Below are 16,096 nucleotides of genomic sequence, written 5' to 3'. Positions count from 1 at the left end.
GGCTCGCGACGGATCCGCGTGCGTCATTCGCGCGGTAACAACCTGGCCTCGCGTAACAATGCGCGGGTCACGTCATACCGCGCCTGCGGAAACGTTGATGCGTCCGCATTGTGTTTCACCAGCAAGGTTGCGTACACCCATAGCCCGCCTTTGACATCCACCGCGCCGACGAGCCAACCGTAGTGGACATTGTCAATAATGCCCCAACCGGTCTTTCCATACAGGATGTGATGCTCGCCGCGCTCCAGCACCATCAGGTCGCGTACCTGCCGCATGACCTCGGGTTTGAATGGCAGAGCATCGGTGAACAACTTTCGTAAAAAGGCGATCTGCTGGTCCGGAGAAATGCGCATCTTCCCGTCCAGCCAGAAACGGTCGATGCCTCCTCCGATGCTCCGGTTTCCATAATCGAGCCGGTCCAGCCACTGGCCCATCGTCCGTGACCCGATGCGCCGCGCGAGCTCCTGGTAAAACCAGACGCAGGACCGCTGAAAGGCCATGGACATATCCATGTCCTCCTCCCACGAGCGAAAGCTCTTCCTCTTGCCATCCCATCGCAAGGTGTCATGTATGCCGTTGATGACGCCGGTCTCGAGCGCAATGCAGGAGTTCGGTATCTTGAACGTGGATGCTGGGATCACCGCTTGACCGCAACGCTCCGGATTCACGCGCACCATAGCCTCGCCCTCGAGGGGCGAAAGAATAAACGTGCCGTCGTAGCCGAAGGAGCGGAACACCTCGCGGAGGCGGGTAGCGTCATCCTGCGCCGTGGCGGGATATACCAGGAGCAGGAACAACAGGAGAGGAGCAACAACGTATTTCATTCAACAATCCGGTTAAGGTGTAAAACAGTTCTCATACACGCGCAGCGCGTTGCGGCCGGCGATACGCTCGATTTCTTCAAGAGTAAAACCGCGGTTGTACAGGGTCTCGAGAAAGGCCGGGACGCCGCGCACATCCTCCGCACCCTTCACGAAGGCCATGAGATCCGCCGGAAGATTGTCGCGGCGTATCCACGCGTCCATCGCGTCCATGTAATAATCTGCGAAGTCCGGGCCCAACGCAAGCGCTTCGGCCCCGGCAATGCCCGCGATATGCACGGCATGGTCGGCCAGGCGGTCCAGATCAGCACGGCTGCGGTTTTCATCAATGAACAACGAAAGGAAATTGAGTCCGATCACGCCGCCGCTTTCTCCGACGGCGCGTATCTGCTCATCGTCCAGATTGCGCGCGTGCGGACAGAGAGCCCGGGCATTGGAATGCGAAACCATCACCGGGGCATTCCACCGTCCCAGCGCGTCCCAGAACGACGGCACCGAAAGATGCACGAGATCCAGCACCATGCGGAGCGAACGCAACTCCTCGACGAGCGTGCGTCCGAACGCGCTGAGTCCGCGCGGCTCCGGTTCGCTGCAGCCGTCGGCGGCGCCATTGCGATGATTGTGCGTGAAAATGACGGAACGCAGACCGAGCGCATGCAGCTCGTGCAAACGATCCGTCGACTGCTCCAGACAGCGCACACCTTCAAGAGCCATCATGAGGCCGAGAGCGCCCCGCTGTTGCATGCCGCGCACGTCTTCGGCGGTCAGGATCAGTCGAAAGAGATCAGGACTCGCCGCAATGCTTTCCAGCAGCGATCCGCTTATGCGTTTCACCAGCTCGTAATCCCACAGATCCAGTTCCCCTATATCGAAATCGCCGCCAACCGTATGTACCTCCATGGAAATCCCCCCCTCCCGCAGCATCGGAAGATGCAGCGCGGCGAGTGCGTCAGGTCTGCCGTCGCGCATTTCGCGATACAGCTGAATCGCATAATCGGAGTGCACGTCGATGACGGGAACGCGGGAGAGCAGGGAAGCGATGGTATCCGAAATGTGCATTGCGTCGTCCTCAGATTACGTGCGGGAAGTGAATGTGTGCCGCGTAATGGTCGACCCTCTCTCCGTCCAGGTTCAGATAGCCGCCGAAAGCGTCGGCGGTAAGGCAGGAGTGCACCGGGAGCACAGCGAGGAGATCTCCTGGTTTGAGTCGGTGCAGTATCGGTGCGGGGAGTCGCGCAATACCATGCTCCTGCGACATGCCGCATAACCAGCCGCCGTCGATGGGCTCGCTCCAGCCCTCGGGCGTCAACTCGCAGAGCAGACCGTAGATCGGATAGCCATCGTCGCCGGGGATGCTCTCTTTCGACAAATATACCGCGCCGCCGTACAGCACGGCCTCGCCGCGCTTTTCATGCACGGCAACGACGGGACAGGCGGCGGCCACCGCGATGTCGTGGATGCCGCACACTCCCCGCTTTGCCTGCATGAGGTCGTAAAACGTCATGTTGCCGGGTCTGATCTCCGCAAGGCCCTCAAAGCTCGCTGCCAGCGTGCACCCGGGCGTGTCGCCGGCAGAGCACAGTAGATTGCCGTGCCGTTGTGCCGCACCGACGAGGCGGGCGCGCGACTGTTCGAACAACACGCGCACCTCATCCGCATTGCCGGCGGTGTACGTCATGCCCGCATGCGTCAGCAGTCCGCGCAGATGCAGACGCGGGAAGTGCCGGATTGCGGAAATCACAGCGTCGAGGGCGGCGTCATCGTCGTGCGGAATGCCCGTTCTGCCGTAGCCGCTGTCGAGCTTTATCCAGACGTTCACATCCCGGCGCACGGTGCCGCCGAGAACGTTCGCCGTTTCGGTGGATTCGATCAGGAGGTGGAGTTGTACTTCTGCGGCGAAGGCGTCGAGCGCGTCGCTTTCACGCAGGTTGAACGGGAAGGCGATGGTGATGTCATCCCAGCCGTCATCGGCGAAATAACGCGCCATGCCCACGGAGGAGACGGTGATGCCGCTCACACCGGCCTCGCGGAACCAACGCCCGATCAGCCGTGATTGCGCGGTTTTCATATGCGGCCGGAAGCGCACCCCCGCTTCCGCAGCGCGATCGCGCATGAAGGCGATATTCGCACGGCAGACGCGTTCGTCGAGCAGCAGAGTCGGTCGCGTAATGGAGGCAAGGTCCATCATCGAAGGCGCAGTTGATTTTTTCCTATATTAACCGCGATCTCACAGCGGCAAACAACACATGAATTTTTTCGAATTTCTTCTGGGCGACAACGATACCGCCGTGCTGCTGAGCACCGGCGTGATCATCATTACGGCCTGGCTCGCAGGAGCGCTGCTGAAAAAACTGCTCCTCCTGTTCTCGGGAAAGATAGCAAAAAAATCCCGCTCGCAACTCGATGACATGCTGCTCAACGAAGCGGCCAGGCATGTTACCGGACTCCTGCTGCTGGGCAGCGCGTATTGGGCCTTTACCGAAGCGCTCCTCAGCATACGCCGCGATCCGCCGCTGATCCACCGTATGGCGGTGATGCTCACGGAAGCGCTGTTCATCGTGCTCGTGCTGTACCTTGCGCTCGTCGTCGCGCGTCTGTTCGATACGGTCATTCGCTGGTACCTCCATGCGGTCGCCGTCAGAACCCAGACGCATCTCGACGACGAACTGGCCCCGCTGGTCAACCGCGTGCTCAAGGTGCTCATTCTCTTCGTCGCGGTGATCATCATTCTCGATCATTTCGGACAGAACATCAGCACGCTGGTGGTGTCGCTGGGTGTGGGCTCGCTGGCTATCGCGCTGGCCGCGCAGGAGACGCTGGCCAACATGATCGCCGGTTTTGTGCTCATGCTGGACCGGCCCTTTCGCGTGGGCGACCGCATCCGTCTGCCGGACGGCACCATCGGCAATGTCACGGAAGTCGGTATCCGCTCCACCAAGGTGATAGACGACAATCAGGTAATGATCATCACCCCGAACGCGGAAATCGTTAAAAGCCAGATCAAGAATTTTTCCTATCCCAACGACGTGGTGCGCTTCGACGTGAAATTCGGCGTGGCGTACGGCACCGATCTCGACGCCATGCGGGCGATCATCCTCGAGCGCATCCGTCGTGAAGAGGACATTGTGGACAAAGAGCATGCGGAGGTCCGTATCGAGGCCATGGCGGATTCCTCCGTGAACGCGACCCTTCTCTGCCGCATCCGCAATCCGAACAACATCCCCCGCCGCCGCAGCGACCTGATGCTTGTTATCTACAACACGCTGCGTGAACACGGCATAGAGATCCCTTTCCCGCAACGCGTGGTGCATTTCGCGCAACAACCGCCGCGCAGCTCCGACAGCGGTTCTTCCGGCAACGGAGGCGGGAATGGCTGACGAATTCACCATCCTGACGCATGAACGCCTTTTCGAGGGCCGCGTCTTCACCATCGAGCGCGATACGGTGCGCCATGCCAGCGGCTACGAAAGCATACGCGAAGTGGTGCGGCACGACGGCGGCGCGGTCATCGTCCCCATTTTGCCGGGTCCCGATGTGCTGCTGATCCGCCAGTTCCGCTATCCCGTCAATCGCGAAATCATCGAACTGCCCGCGGGCAAGCTCTCGCCCGGCGAAGATCCTATGCACTGCGCCGTAAGAGAACTGCGCGAGGAAACCGGCTACACCGCAGCCGAGATGCTGCCGCTCGTCTCCATGCTCACCACGCCGGGCTTCTGCAGCGAGACCCTGCATTTGTTCATGGCCACAGGACTCACGGACGGCGCGCAGGCGCTGGAACAGGGTGAGGAAAGCATCGCCCTGCTGCGCACACCATTGGCCGAGGCAATGCGCATGTGCGGCGACGGACGCATCACCGACGGAAAAACCGTGACGGGTCTGACCCTGGCGGCACTGAAGTTGGGTGTGTTGAACATTGAAAGCGACCTATGAAAACCTATTCTCCGCGGTTGGAACAGGCTCTGCGCACCGCTTTTCGTTTGCACGAAGGACAGCGCCGGAAGTCCGATCCCACGTTGCCGTACACCACACATCTCGTGCATGTGGCCTGCATCGTGGCCGCGCATGACTTCGATGAAGACGTCATCATCGCCGCGTTGCTGCACGATTCCATCGAAGACACCGCCTACACGGCCGAGGAACTTGCCGCCGACTTCGGAGACGAAGTATACCGCATCGTCATGGAAGTGACGGAGAACAAAGCGCTGCGCTGGGAGGCCAGAAAAAGCGCGTATATTGAAGGCGTACGCGGAGCATCCCCGCAGGGCAAGGCCGTGTGCTGCGCGGACAAGATTCACAATCTGTCCTCCATTCTCGAGGCGGAAAGGCAGCAGGGCGAAGCGCTGTGGGGTGTGTTCTCACGCGGACGCGACCGCACCCTGCGTTTTTATGAAGATGTTCTCGACGCGATAGCCCACGGCTGGTCGCATCCCATGCTCGAGGTGTATCGAGCCGTCGTACACAAGTCCCGCGGCCGCGCCGCTGCGCCCGGAAATCACAACAACGAAAGCAAACACCAATTGTAGAACATACCTTTCAGGACAATCCCATGAAGACGTTTCTCTTGCTTCTGCTCATCATCGGCGTCACCACCGCCTGTCGGGCGCAGGACGACGACGCTCCCGCTTCGGACATGAACGTACATCATTTTACCATGACGACCATCGACGGTGAAGAGAAAGCGCTCAATCACTACGAGGGTGAAGTGCTGCTTATCGTCAACGTGGCCTCGAAATGCGGATACACACCGCAGTACAAGGGCATGCAGGAACTGTTCACCCGTTACGCCGAGCGTGGTTTCCGCGTGCTCGCCTTCCCGGCGAACAACTTCGGCGCGCAGGAACCCGGCAGCAATGAAGAGATCAAGGAATTCTGCTCGACGACGTACAACGTCACCTTCGACATGTTCGCGAAAATCTCCGTCAAGGGCGACGACATGCATCCGCTGTACCGCTGGCTCACGAAGGAGAGCGGCTTCAACGGCGACATCAAATGGAATTTCACCAAGTTTCTTGTGGACAGGGACGGCAACGTCGTCGCCCGTTTCGAAACCAAAGTCAATCCCCTCGACGACGCCGTTACCGGTAAAATCGAAGAAGTCCTTGCGCAGTAATCCGGACGTCACATATTCAACGACCGGCGGGCGGCTTCTCATGGAGCCGCCTGTTTTTATCCCGGAACGTCTTCGCATCGCTGATCACGAATACGAGTGCCCAGAAATTCAGATAGCACGGGGCACCTCGAATTCCAGCAGATAGGACAGAGTGACTCCAAAATCGAAGCTCTCCCTTTGGTGTTCAACCAGTGTTCAGCCAGCCCAACGGCGTTTTGACGGAGCCCGGCTTTTTCGTAGCTTTTTTGTTTGAGCACTACCGACAAGCCTATCAGAGCCGTTTTTACCGCATGCAAGCCCTAATGACGATTATCACCGGAATCGTGGTCGGTATTGTGATCACCGTTCCGCTCGGGCCGACATCGCTGTACATCGCTCATTCGGCACTGAAAGGCGAAGCCCGCAAGGGGCTGCTTGTCAGTATCGGCGCCGTGGGAACGGATATCTTCTACTGCCTCGTCATCACCATGGGCCTGATCTCCTTTCTGCATGCCTATCTGCAGAATCCGGTGGTGCAAATTGTTTTTTCCGTTTTCCTGATCGGCTACGGCCTGAAAATGATTCTCTTCGACCGCAAAGGCGTAGCGGAAGACGAGCCGATTGAAGGCAATCCGGCCACGCCGCCCAGATTGCGCAAGCTCTCGTCCAAGTTCGGTGACATCGCCATCGGGGCGTCCATGACCATCGCCAATCCCACGTTGTTCTTCTCCTGGGTGGCCGTGCTCAGCTTCATCACCGCGCACGGGCTTCTGGTGGATGACACCGGTCACAAGGTGTTGTTCTCTCTCGCTGTCGGAGCGGGAAGCATGATGTGGTTCCTTGCCCTGATCCTCTTCATGCGCAGCAGGCGCCACGCCATATCTGATTCCTTCATCCGCAAGGCGTCATCAATTACTGCCCTTGTGATCATCGGATTCGGAGTGTATTTTACGCTGACCATCTTTCAGCATCTGCACAGCAGCGTCTGACTGGGCAATCCGACGTTCTCCCGTTCTTTGGTCTTGACTGCGCACCCGCGTGCCGGCTTCCGCGGAGTGCGATACAATCTACAGATGTAACCGGCTGTTTTTACGGGAATCTGACAATGACAGTAAGTCTTCCTCTCAGAGTGGCGGCATTTGCGCTATTCACTCTCGGTCTGGCCTCCGCGGTTCAGGCGCAGCCGCGCAATGTCCGTATGGATAAACCCGGCAGCAATCCCGAGGAAGTCTCCATCGCCATAAACCCCCTGAATCCGGATAATATCATCGCCGGTTCGAATCTGCGGTATTACTATTACTCCTTCGACGGGGGTGAAACCTGGACGCAACAGCAGCTTCCCAACGGTACCTGGGGCGATCCCAGCGTCACGTTCGACAACACCGGCCGGGCGTATATCGCCAATCTGGTCTACGGGTGGGATGCCATTGTCGTGCGCTACAGCGACGACGGCGGCAGAACCTGGTCGCCCGGTGTGAAGCTGTTCGGGCCAAGCTCTCCGAACGCGAAACCGGGAAGCTTCTACGAGTCCAGCCTGCAGGATAAGGAGTGGATCGTCGCCGATATGAGCGACGGCCCCCATGGCGGAAATATCTACGCGGCCTGGACGGATTTCACGAAATACGGCAGCGCGGAACCCGGCGACAGCAGCGTCATCGTCTTTGCCCGTTCCACCAATCGCGGCGAGAGCTTCGAACCTTTCGTGCGCGTGAGCGACCGCGGCGGCGATGCCATCGACAGCGACAATACGGTGGAAGGGGCTGTGCCCGCCGTAGGTCCGGATGGTGAAGTGTATCTCTGCTGGTCCGGCCCGCAAGGTCTCTACTTCGACCGCTCCTTCGACGGTGGCGTCACCTGGGGCAGCGACCGCGTCATATCCGATCAGCCGGGTGGCTGGGACATCGAGATTTCGGGCATCAACCGCTCGAATGGGCTGCCTGTCACCATCACCGACATTTCTCCGTCGGCTTACCGGGGAATGGTGTACATCAACTGGGTGGATCAGCGCAACGGGGATACGGATGTGTTCATCCTGGCTTCTTCGGACAAGGGTGAAACCTGGCGCGGTCCGGTTCGCGTCAACGACGATGCCATAGGCAACGGCAAGGAGCAGTTTTTCACCTGGGCCGCTGTGGATCCCGTCACGGGCGAGCTCGTGGTGGTGTTCTATGATCGCAGGAATTACGCATCCGATTCCACCGATGTCTATCTCGCGCGTTCCACCGACGGGGGGCGGACGTTCAGCAACGAGCGTATCAGCCAGGCCGCGTTTCTCCCCTCGCCGATGGTGTTCTTCGGCGATTACAACGGTATCGCCGCGTACAACGGACGCATACGCCCGATTTGGACGAAGCTCGACCAGGGGCGCCTTTCCATCCATACCTGCCTCATCGAGAGCGGTCCGGTTCATGCGGAGGCTCTCCCCGTGGCGGAACGCGGCGTCAAGCTGGATCTCTGGCCCAATCCCCTCATCGGCGGTGACGGCTCGAACGGCACGGTGTATCTGACGCTGGACGAACACGCGGTTGTGGATGCGGCCGTGTACGATCTCATCGGAACACGCGTGGCGACGGTGTTTCGTGGTGCGCTGCAGCAGGGACAGCACTCTCTGAACTGGTCTGCCGCCGCTCTCAATCCCGGCACCTATCTGTGCCGCGTCATCGTGTCGGGAATGCGGAGTCATACCACCGCGACAGTGGTCAAAGGCCGTATTCTTACCATTCTGCGCTGATGCGCCGCAGGTCAACGACGGCAGAAGCCGGCGTATGTACAATTTTTCATCCATAGACATCCATCGAATGAGGATGCAGGAAACCCCATGAGTGATTTTTCAAAAATGACCAAGGCCGAGCTGATTGAAGAGCTCAAACGTTTGCGTGAACAGCCCGCCGAAAGTACCGTCGCAATCGAGAGCAATGGCCAATTCGACGAAGACGAGCTGTTTGACATGGTGCGCGGACAGGAAGGAGATGAATTGTTTGTCGTAACCGAAACGGGACGTTTCGTGTATGCAAACGATTCGCTGCTCCGTGATCTTGGATATTCGCTTTCGACCATGTTGTCCATGACGCTTTCGCGCATCGATACGCGAAACACGCGCGCAACCTGGCTGCATCGCGTATCGCAACTCAAGCAGCAGCGTATCCCGGATGTGTTCGAAACCGAATTCCTCGATGCCGCCGGGGTCGGTCGCGCAAAAACAATCAGCGCCAATTACATCGCCTGGCGCGGCAAGAACTATATCCTCTGCGTCAGCCGGAGCAGCTCCGGTGTGGAAACCGAGGGGGGGAACGTCTCAACGGTGAAATCCCGGGATCAGGTACTGCAGCAGACCACCTTCGACGGGGTCCTGATTGTCGATACGCGCGGCACCATCGTGGAAAGCAATCAGATTGCGGATCGCCTTCTGGGCATGACGAAGGCGGATCTCTCGTCCCGTTCCTGTATAGATCCGCGCTGGCGCTTCATCGATGCCGATGGTCAGCCGCTCACCGTTTCGAGCCACCCGCTCATGATCGCCCTCGTGGAAGAGCATCCGGTGCTGAATCGAAAAATCGGCATGCTGCAGCCGGATGGCTCGAAACGTTTCATCACCATCAACGCGTCGCCGTTGTTCGAGCAGAATGGCGATCTCTTCGGCGCGGTTGGCTGTTTCCGGCTCTTCGAGGACAGCGCCGAGCGCAACGATGCCATGAAACGTGAAATTGCGCTTATGAAGGTGCAGGCCGAGGTGGTGAACGCAACGCTCACAGCCAATTCCGAATATGATCTTGAGCGTACGGTGTGCGAGATTCTTGTGAAGCATCTGGGGTATCCCCTCGTCTGGCGCGGAGTGACAGGGGAGAATGATATGCGCGTCAACCCGTCAGCCAGCGCCGGGAAGGACCATGACTACTTACGGAAAATCAAGATTCGCTACGATGACAGCCCCTTCGGCCGTGGTCCTATCGGCAAAGCCCTGAAAACCGGTCAACCGGTCACTGTAGCCGATATCCTGGCGGATCCGGATTCCGCGACCTGGAAAGCCCAAAACGAGAAAACACATTTTCAGTCCCTCGCCGCGCTGCCATTGATGTACGAAGGCGCTGAGTTGGGAGTGCTGGTGTTGTATGCCAGAGACAAAAACCATTTTATAGGACCCGAGTACGAGAGGCTCAGGGAAATCGTGCGCATTCTGGCCTTTGGTATCGGACAGCGCCGTCGAATAAAGGACGCCGAGTCGCGCATCGCGGAAGCCGCCATGCAACAGCGTCTGCTGGAGGCGTATCAGACCAGCTTGGCGGTTGCCGTGGCGGTGTTCGACGCACGCGAGCCGTTCCGCTGCGTCAGCGTCAATGATACGTTTTCCGAGATACTCGACGAACCTTTTCGGTCGCGCGGCGTCGAAGGTCAACTCCTGAGCGATTTCATCTATTCACTCTACCATCGGGATTTGTACGACCGTCTTGTCGAAGCAGTGGAAGCCGGAGATCTGGTTACGCGGTCGCACGATGTGTTCACGGATTGGCAGGGTCAGCAGACGCTGTGGTCGTGGTCGCTCACGCCGCATTCGGAAAAGGACGGCGACGAGCAATTCCTCTACCTTGCCTGGAAGCACGAAGGGGCGGCTGCCATACCGACACAGAGCGAGAGCGCCGTTCTCGGCGGCGTGACGCAGGCGCCGCCACACGAATGCGGCGTGGTCTCCGTGACCTATCCGAAATTCGGTCCGCGAAGCAAGCTCGGTACCCGCATACAGCGATTCCTCAACGAGGGTCGTACCGAGATTCTGAGTCCCGGTGCTGTCGAGTTGCTGTGTCTCGAGGGTGAAGTCGGAAATCCTGCGCGTCAGGTGTTTCCCGCCAATGAAGCGACACAGATCCTGCTGGACACGGTGTTGTCGGAAAAGGAATCGGCCATACGTTTTTCCCACACAAACGCCGAAGGCCGCGACGTGAACGTCACCCTGTTTTTTGATGTGACGGACGACGCGCAGCAAGTGTGGCTCTTCACGCAGCCGGCGACGTGATGCGGGAGTAACCGCGTGATCGAATCCGTTTTCAATGACCAGGCCATTGCGCTGCGTCCTACCGTCATACAGGTGGATATCGACGCGCTGCAGTGGAATGTTCAGCGCGTACGCGAACGGGTGGGGACGTCGCGCATCATGGCGACGGTCAAAGCGAATGCCTACGGCCACGGGCTGATACGTACATCACAGGAACTTCTCGCCTGCGGAGCGGATGCGCTGGGCGTAGCGTTCCTGGAGGAAGGCATCACTCTCCGCCGCGCGGGGATCGCGAGTCCAATCCTCGTGCTTGGCGGCATCATCGGAAACCAGATCGCGCATTTTCTCGAATACGACCTGGACATCACCGCATCATCCGTCTATAAACTGCAGCAGATAGACGAAACCGCGCGCAGCATGGGCCGCACGGCGCGCGTACAGCTCAAGATCGATACCGGCATGGGACGCATCGGCATCCGGGCCGAGCACGCCCCGCAGTTGTTCGAAGCGGCGCTGCGGGCGCGACATTGCGAAATTACGGGCGTGTTCTCGCATTTCGCTTCGTCGCACGATGCGGATTTTACCTATACGCAGCGTCAGCTCGAGCTCTTTCTCGAGACGATCGAATATTTCCCCAAACACGGACACCCCATGCCCACCCGCCATATCGCCAATTCCGGGGCTGTACTGCAGCACCCCGCTTCCTGGCTCGATATGGTGCGTCCGGGCATCATGCTCTATGGAGTGTATCCCGGAGAGGATGTGCAACGCAGCGTCGAACTTCGTCCCGTGCTTTCCATGAAAACGCGCGTCGTGTATTTCAAAGTCGTCCGCGGCGGAACCTCCATCGGCTACGACCATACGTGGACGGCTCCGGCTGATACGCGCGTCGTGACGCTCCCGGTGGGCTATGGCGACGGGTACGCCCGCAGTCTCTCGAACGCCGGTTCCGTGCTCATTCACGGGCGGCACTACCCGATTGTCGGCCGCATTTCCATGGATCAGTGCATGGTGGATATCGGGCAGGATTCCGCCTACAATGGCGATGAGGTGGTTTTGATCGGTACGCAGGGTGACGCGCGCATTACGGTGGAGGACCTGGCGGCACTGTGCGGCACGATACCCTATGAAGTGCTCACCATGATCAATACCCGCGTACCGAGAGAGTACGTGCGGTCTTCCGTGCTTTAGAACAGCGGCCCGGCGGCCCGGTATGCATACTGTGGCCGATGCGAGGTCGCACGGTGCCGGACGGTGGCCGACGATGCAGCAAGCCTCTGCTTGTCCCCGGCCGTTGTCCGATGACAAGATCGAATAGTTCGTTTCTTATCTATTGTCATGATATATTGCACTGTTACTCCCGACACCGCGAATGAATCAGGTGGAGAAATGTATGGCGGATGAAAGGAAATCCGTACTGGTCGTTGAAGACGATGAACAAAGCCAGAAGTACATGAGCATACTTCTGTCGAAAGAATTCGACGTGTCCATAGCCGCGACGAGTGAACAGGTCTGGGACATCATCATGAACCAGAAAATCGATCTCATTCTTATGGACCTTTCACTCCGCAACGGGGATGATGGGCTGCAGATCACCAGACGCATCCGTGTGGCGGCGAAGGACCCGCGCGTCCCCATCATCGCTCTGACGGCGCATGCGTTTCCGGAAGATCGCAAACGCAGTCTCGATGCGGGGTGCGACGATTATGTCTCGAAGCCGTTTCAATGGACACAGCTTCGCGCACTCATGATGCAGTACCTGTCCTGATTGCCCCGCTCGCGGAGCAGAGCTTCCCGTACAGAAACGGAACACATGAGGCAAAAGCCGCGTCGTTCCGTTGTGCCGATCCGATGTTGTTGATTGATCACCCAGTATGGGTTCCCATGCCGTCTTTCACTACCTCAAGTACCCGCCTGTTCACGCAGCTTGCCATGTGTATGCTGTTGCTGCTCTCCCGCGCCACCGGGTTTGCGCAGGAGAGTGTACGCATCAGCCCGGCTTCGGTGTACCTCCATGATGGCAGACAGTCTCTGCAGGTGACATTCACATCCGCATCAACGCAAACTGCTGCGCTGCATTTGTCGGTGATTTATGGGTTTGACGGAATGACGCCTGCGGCCACGGACACGCCGGAGTCTTCAAGGCAGGCGAAGTCCTGCGCCGCATGGGTGCGCTGTCAGCCGTCCGCACTGGAGCTCGAGCGCGGGCAATCCGCAACCGTCGAAATCACGGCCGCCCCGCCGGCCGGCCTCAAAGACGGAGAATACTGGGGGCGCGTTATCGTACGGAATGGGGAGGGGGGATCCACGGTGGAACGACCGGTAGTCGCCGAAATTCCCCTGGCCTATCGCAAAGGCGATACCTATGCGGATGTGCAGCTCGCGGGGACCAAGATCATTCGGGACGGGGAGACCGTGCGGCTGAACTTCGAGTTGCAGCAGCTCGGGAATTCCGCCTATCACGGGAATCTCGCGTTGGTTGTGCGCAACGCCAAAGGGAAGGAGCTGTTCAAGGAGAAAATGCCGATTTCCGTGTACGAAACGGGAAGCAAGCGCTTCGACATTCCCGGTAAAACCATGCCGCCGGGTGTGTACAAGGCCACGCTCAATTTCGATGCCGAGCGTCCGGATCTCGGGGATGCGGCCCTGCTGGTGCTTCCGAAAAACTATACCGTAGAGTTCCGACTTCCATGAGCGCATCTGTGTACATTGTGCCACCCACAGCCTCCGCTTCGGATTTCTCTGAAGCACGGCTCATGGTTTCCTTCGTTTCGGCGATTTCTGTACCTTGCCGATGTCATTGTTCCACAGGCAGCTGCGGCAGACTCACCCTCTTCGCAGGCCGGCGAAGGATGCGCTCGATGAAAACCTTGCGACGGGCGCACCGTGAACCGCCAGTCGGGGTATCCCGCTCGCGGCAGTTGTTGAACCTACCGGAACTCTCGCGCGAAGCACGTCCACCGGAATCCATACAGAGTCACACAACGACAGACCACTATTCATGAGCGTCAACAAAAAATCGAACACTATCGTCGTGATCGAGGATATCGGCTCGATCACCAAGCTGCTCTCGATAATTCTCAGAAAAGCGGGCTACGAGGTCGCTACGTTCGATACGGGAGAGACCGCCTGCGAATGGCTGCGGGAAAATGAGCCGCTCGTCGTCCTCTGTGATATCATGCTGCCCGGCATGCACGGAGAAGAAGTTCTGTCCTTCATCCGCACGCTCCCGCATGGACAGAGCCTGCACGTCATTGCCGTAACCGCCCTCGCGAATCCGGGCGACCGCGACCGTCTTCTGCGTCATGGCTTCACCGATCATATCGCGAAGCCCATCAATCCCGGTCTCTTCATCTCCCAGATCCAGCAACATTTGGGATTATAGCGCGGCCCATCGCCTCGTATCATTCAACGCGCTCCCGAATCCTTGGTCCTGCTGACCACCGGACACCTGTACCAGGGATGTACCGTCGACACCCCTTCCGGAACAGGGGCTTCCTTCACCAGCCTACCCTTCCTCCTCCATCATCTCCTGCCAGATCCGAAGATTGTCCTCCGTCTCCGGTACCGCTGTGACCGTCGCGACAGAGAAACGGAGCAAGGCATCTTCTATTGAAACTGTGGCCAGCGCCGAGTCGCGTCTGCCGGTGAAGGGAAAGTGATCCGGTCCCCGTTGACATTTGCCGTTGACGTTGATGCGTCCCACGTAGCGGGCCACGGTACGCGTCACCTCGCGCAGCGCCGTCGCGGAGGAGGAGAACACGCTGAGTTGCTGTCCGTATCGGGAGGACTTGAGCATGGAGACCGCTTCGTCTGCCGAAGTGATCCGCATCACCGGAATGATGGGACCGAATTGTTCTTCCTGTGCAATGCGCATATCCGCCGTGACGTCCGCGAGCAGAGCGGGAGGATACAGGGTCATCACCGGCTCGGGTCGGTCTTCGTTCACGATACGTGCGCCGAAATGCACCGCTTCCTCGAGCATGCGCTCCAGATATTCAGCGTGATCCGCGCTGATCACCGGCGTCACACGGCTGTTTTCCCACGGCATGCCGGGCAGGAGCGGTGAAACCGCCGCACGCAATTGTTCGAGAAATTCCGCTTCGATGCTTTCATGCACGGCGATGAGCTTGAGCGCCGCGCACCGTTGTCCGTTGAATGCGAGTGCGCCTTTGACGATTTCGGCAACCGTATGCTCCATCGGTGCGTCGGGCAATACCATGGCCATGTTCTTGGCCTCGAGCCCGAGTATGGAATGCAGGCGATGCGGACAGGGATGCTCCGCGATGAGCGCGTCCGCGACACGACTCGTGCCGATAAAGGCAAACACGTCGATTTTTCCGCTGCGCATCAACGGAGGCAGCAGCATTTCGCCGTCCCCGAACACCATGTTCAAGGCTCCTTGCGGAAGCAGTTTGTCGAAAATGGGGAGGAGGGGGGCGTAGAGTAATTCTCCTCGTGTCGGGGCTTTTACGATAACGGTATTTCCCGTGAGTAAGGCGGGAATGACGTTGGTGAGTGTTTCGTAGAAGGGATAATTATATGGCCCGACGCACAGCGCCACACCGATGGGCTGAAGCTCAGCGCGACCGGTGACCTGCTGCAGCGATTGATCCGTGCGCATGCGCTGCTGCAGTTCCATACCGCTGCGGATGGTATCCGCCGCATACTCCAGCGTCCGGTCGAACTCGTTGAGCGCTTCTGTCCAGGCCTTGCCGACGCCCCACATGATATGGGAAGCAATACGCTCGCGCAAAGGACGGATGCGTTCCAATAACGCATGGAGTACCATGGCGCGGCCTTCCATGGACATCGAGGGCCATATTCCGTCTCCCTCGTCCCAGGCCTCCAGCGCGGCATCGAGGGCCAGCATGGCGTGCTCCTCGTCGCATGCCGGGAAGCTTCCCGGAAGGGCGTAGGCCGCCAGACCGTCGTTGCGCCGCAGGGGGACGGGCGATTGCGACGGAACCGTCTCGCCCTTCCAGGCAATGCGGCCGCCCGCCAGAACCTCGGTGATGTGCGTTTCCTCAAACCGGTAATCGCGCGGGATATCCCCCCGTGATACAATCCTTTCGGCAAGACTCATAGTGCTGTACTGCCCGACGGCAGCTCCTTCGTGTTCATACAGCGCGTAACACTGCGCCCAGCCTCTAATTTACACATTGTACGGCGAAGGGGAAAATGAGATGAAAACATCCG

General features: G+C 58.9%; 15 protein-coding genes. 11 read left to right on the top strand and 4 right to left on the bottom strand.

Going from position 1 to position 16,096, the window contains the following annotated elements; all coding sequences use genetic code 11:
* Positions 1 to 23: 23 nt before the first annotated feature.
* The 3 genes from M5R41_12265 to M5R41_12255 are packed head-to-tail and all read right to left on the bottom strand — an operon-like array spanning position 24 to position 3,009.
* Positions 24 to 824 (bottom strand): penicillin-binding transpeptidase domain-containing protein, encoded by an 801-nt coding sequence (locus M5R41_12265; GenBank protein MCZ7557164.1) that lies wholly within the window; start codon positions 822 to 824, stop codon positions 24 to 26.
* A 12-nt stretch (positions 825 to 836) separates the two neighbouring features.
* Positions 837 to 1,880: a dipeptidase gene (locus M5R41_12260; protein MCZ7557163.1), complete on the bottom strand. Its 1,044-nt coding sequence runs from the start codon at positions 1,878 to 1,880 to the stop codon at positions 837 to 839.
* 10 nt (positions 1,881 to 1,890) lie between these two features.
* On the bottom strand, positions 1,891 to 3,009 hold the full coding sequence (locus M5R41_12255) for an alanine racemase (GenBank protein MCZ7557162.1): 1,119 nt from the start codon (positions 3,007 to 3,009) through the stop codon (positions 1,891 to 1,893).
* A 58-nt stretch (positions 3,010 to 3,067) separates the two neighbouring features.
* Here M5R41_12255 and M5R41_12250 point away from each other — a divergent pair, with 58 nt between their 5' ends.
* The 11 genes from M5R41_12250 to M5R41_12200 all read left to right on the top strand — a co-directional run bounded on the left by M5R41_12250 (position 3,068) and on the right by M5R41_12200 (position 14,282).
* The gene (locus tag M5R41_12250) at positions 3,068 to 4,198 is read left to right on the top strand and encodes a mechanosensitive ion channel family protein (protein ID MCZ7557161.1); all 1,131 of its coding nucleotides are present in this window, start codon (positions 3,068 to 3,070) and stop codon (positions 4,196 to 4,198) included.
* Positions 4,191 to 4,751, top strand: a complete 561-nt coding sequence (locus tag M5R41_12245; GenBank protein ID MCZ7557160.1) for an NUDIX hydrolase — start codon at positions 4,191 to 4,193, stop codon at positions 4,749 to 4,751. The genes M5R41_12250 and M5R41_12245 overlap by 8 nt, the downstream gene beginning before the upstream one ends.
* Entirely contained in the window at positions 4,748 to 5,344 is a 597-nt protein-coding gene (locus tag M5R41_12240; protein ID MCZ7557159.1) for an HD domain-containing protein, read from the top strand. The genes M5R41_12245 and M5R41_12240 overlap by 4 nt, the downstream gene beginning before the upstream one ends.
* A 107-nt stretch (positions 5,345 to 5,451) precedes the next feature.
* Positions 5,452 to 5,931 carry a glutathione peroxidase gene (locus M5R41_12235; GenBank protein ID MCZ7557158.1) on the top strand — a complete coding sequence of 160 codons (480 nt, stop codon included), beginning with the start codon at positions 5,452 to 5,454 and terminating at the stop codon, positions 5,929 to 5,931.
* Between the two features lie 290 nt (positions 5,932 to 6,221).
* Positions 6,222 to 6,899: a LysE family translocator gene (locus tag M5R41_12230; protein ID MCZ7557157.1), complete on the top strand. Its 678-nt coding sequence runs from the start codon at positions 6,222 to 6,224 to the stop codon at positions 6,897 to 6,899.
* Positions 6,900 to 7,015: 116 nt separating this feature from the next.
* Positions 7,016 to 8,641 carry a glycosyl hydrolase gene (locus tag M5R41_12225; protein MCZ7557156.1) on the top strand — a complete coding sequence of 542 codons (1,626 nt, stop codon included), beginning with the start codon at positions 7,016 to 7,018 and terminating at the stop codon, positions 8,639 to 8,641.
* Positions 8,642 to 8,728: 87 nt separating this feature from the next.
* The gene (locus tag M5R41_12220; GenBank protein ID MCZ7557155.1) at positions 8,729 to 10,918 is read left to right on the top strand and encodes a GAF domain-containing protein; all 2,190 of its coding nucleotides are present in this window, start codon (positions 8,729 to 8,731) and stop codon (positions 10,916 to 10,918) included.
* A 15-nt stretch (positions 10,919 to 10,933) separates the two neighbouring features.
* Positions 10,934 to 12,088: an alanine racemase gene (alr, locus tag M5R41_12215; GenBank protein MCZ7557154.1), complete on the top strand. Its 1,155-nt coding sequence runs from the start codon at positions 10,934 to 10,936 to the stop codon at positions 12,086 to 12,088.
* 202 nt (positions 12,089 to 12,290) lie between these two features.
* Positions 12,291 to 12,665, top strand: a complete 375-nt coding sequence (locus tag M5R41_12210) for a response regulator (GenBank protein ID MCZ7557153.1) — start codon at positions 12,291 to 12,293, stop codon at positions 12,663 to 12,665.
* A 116-nt stretch (positions 12,666 to 12,781) separates the two neighbouring features.
* On the top strand, positions 12,782 to 13,591 hold the full coding sequence (locus tag M5R41_12205) for a hypothetical protein (protein MCZ7557152.1): 810 nt from the start codon (positions 12,782 to 12,784) through the stop codon (positions 13,589 to 13,591).
* A gap of 307 nt (positions 13,592 to 13,898) precedes the next feature.
* The gene (locus M5R41_12200) at positions 13,899 to 14,282 is read left to right on the top strand and encodes a response regulator (GenBank protein ID MCZ7557151.1); all 384 of its coding nucleotides are present in this window, start codon (positions 13,899 to 13,901) and stop codon (positions 14,280 to 14,282) included.
* Between the two features lie 123 nt (positions 14,283 to 14,405).
* On the opposite strand, the gene M5R41_12195 is transcribed toward M5R41_12200, so the two are convergent.
* Positions 14,406 to 15,983, bottom strand: coding sequence for an aldehyde dehydrogenase family protein (locus tag M5R41_12195; protein MCZ7557150.1), 1,578 nt, complete (start codon positions 15,981 to 15,983; stop codon positions 14,406 to 14,408).
* Positions 15,984 to 16,096 lie beyond the last annotated feature (113 nt).

This window comes from Bacteroidia bacterium (genome assembly GCA_027493955.1).
GTDB lineage: Bacteria > Bacteroidota > Ignavibacteria > SZUA-365 > SZUA-365 > JAOSJT01.
This window is presented reverse-complemented; position numbering and strand designations above follow the sequence as displayed.

What these genes read in the sequence shown, in the direction of transcription:
- M5R41_12265 (MCZ7557164.1), bottom strand. Translation starts at nt 824, where the DNA reads ATGAAATACGTTGTTGCTCCTCTCCTGTTGTTCCTGCTCCTGGTATAT.
- M5R41_12260 (MCZ7557163.1), bottom strand. Translation starts at nt 1,880, where the DNA reads ATGCACATTTCGGATACCATCGCTTCCCTGCTCTCCCGCGTTCCCGTC.
- M5R41_12255 (MCZ7557162.1), bottom strand. Translation starts at nt 3,009, where the DNA reads ATGATGGACCTTGCCTCCATTACGCGACCGACTCTGCTGCTCGACGAA.
- M5R41_12250 (MCZ7557161.1), top strand. Translation starts at nt 3,068, where the DNA reads ATGAATTTTTTCGAATTTCTTCTGGGCGACAACGATACCGCCGTGCTG.
- M5R41_12245 (MCZ7557160.1), top strand. Translation starts at nt 4,191, where the DNA reads ATGGCTGACGAATTCACCATCCTGACGCATGAACGCCTTTTCGAGGGC.
- M5R41_12240 (MCZ7557159.1), top strand. Translation starts at nt 4,748, where the DNA reads ATGAAAACCTATTCTCCGCGGTTGGAACAGGCTCTGCGCACCGCTTTT.
- M5R41_12235 (MCZ7557158.1), top strand. Translation starts at nt 5,452, where the DNA reads ATGAACGTACATCATTTTACCATGACGACCATCGACGGTGAAGAGAAA.
- M5R41_12230 (MCZ7557157.1), top strand. Translation starts at nt 6,222, where the DNA reads ATGCAAGCCCTAATGACGATTATCACCGGAATCGTGGTCGGTATTGTG.
- M5R41_12225 (MCZ7557156.1), top strand. Translation starts at nt 7,016, where the DNA reads ATGACAGTAAGTCTTCCTCTCAGAGTGGCGGCATTTGCGCTATTCACT.
- M5R41_12220 (MCZ7557155.1), top strand. Translation starts at nt 8,729, where the DNA reads ATGAGTGATTTTTCAAAAATGACCAAGGCCGAGCTGATTGAAGAGCTC.
- M5R41_12210 (MCZ7557153.1), top strand. Translation starts at nt 12,291, where the DNA reads ATGGCGGATGAAAGGAAATCCGTACTGGTCGTTGAAGACGATGAACAA.
- M5R41_12205 (MCZ7557152.1), top strand. Translation starts at nt 12,782, where the DNA reads ATGCCGTCTTTCACTACCTCAAGTACCCGCCTGTTCACGCAGCTTGCC.
- M5R41_12200 (MCZ7557151.1), top strand. Translation starts at nt 13,899, where the DNA reads ATGAGCGTCAACAAAAAATCGAACACTATCGTCGTGATCGAGGATATC.
- M5R41_12195 (MCZ7557150.1), bottom strand. Translation starts at nt 15,983, where the DNA reads ATGAGTCTTGCCGAAAGGATTGTATCACGGGGGGATATCCCGCGCGAT.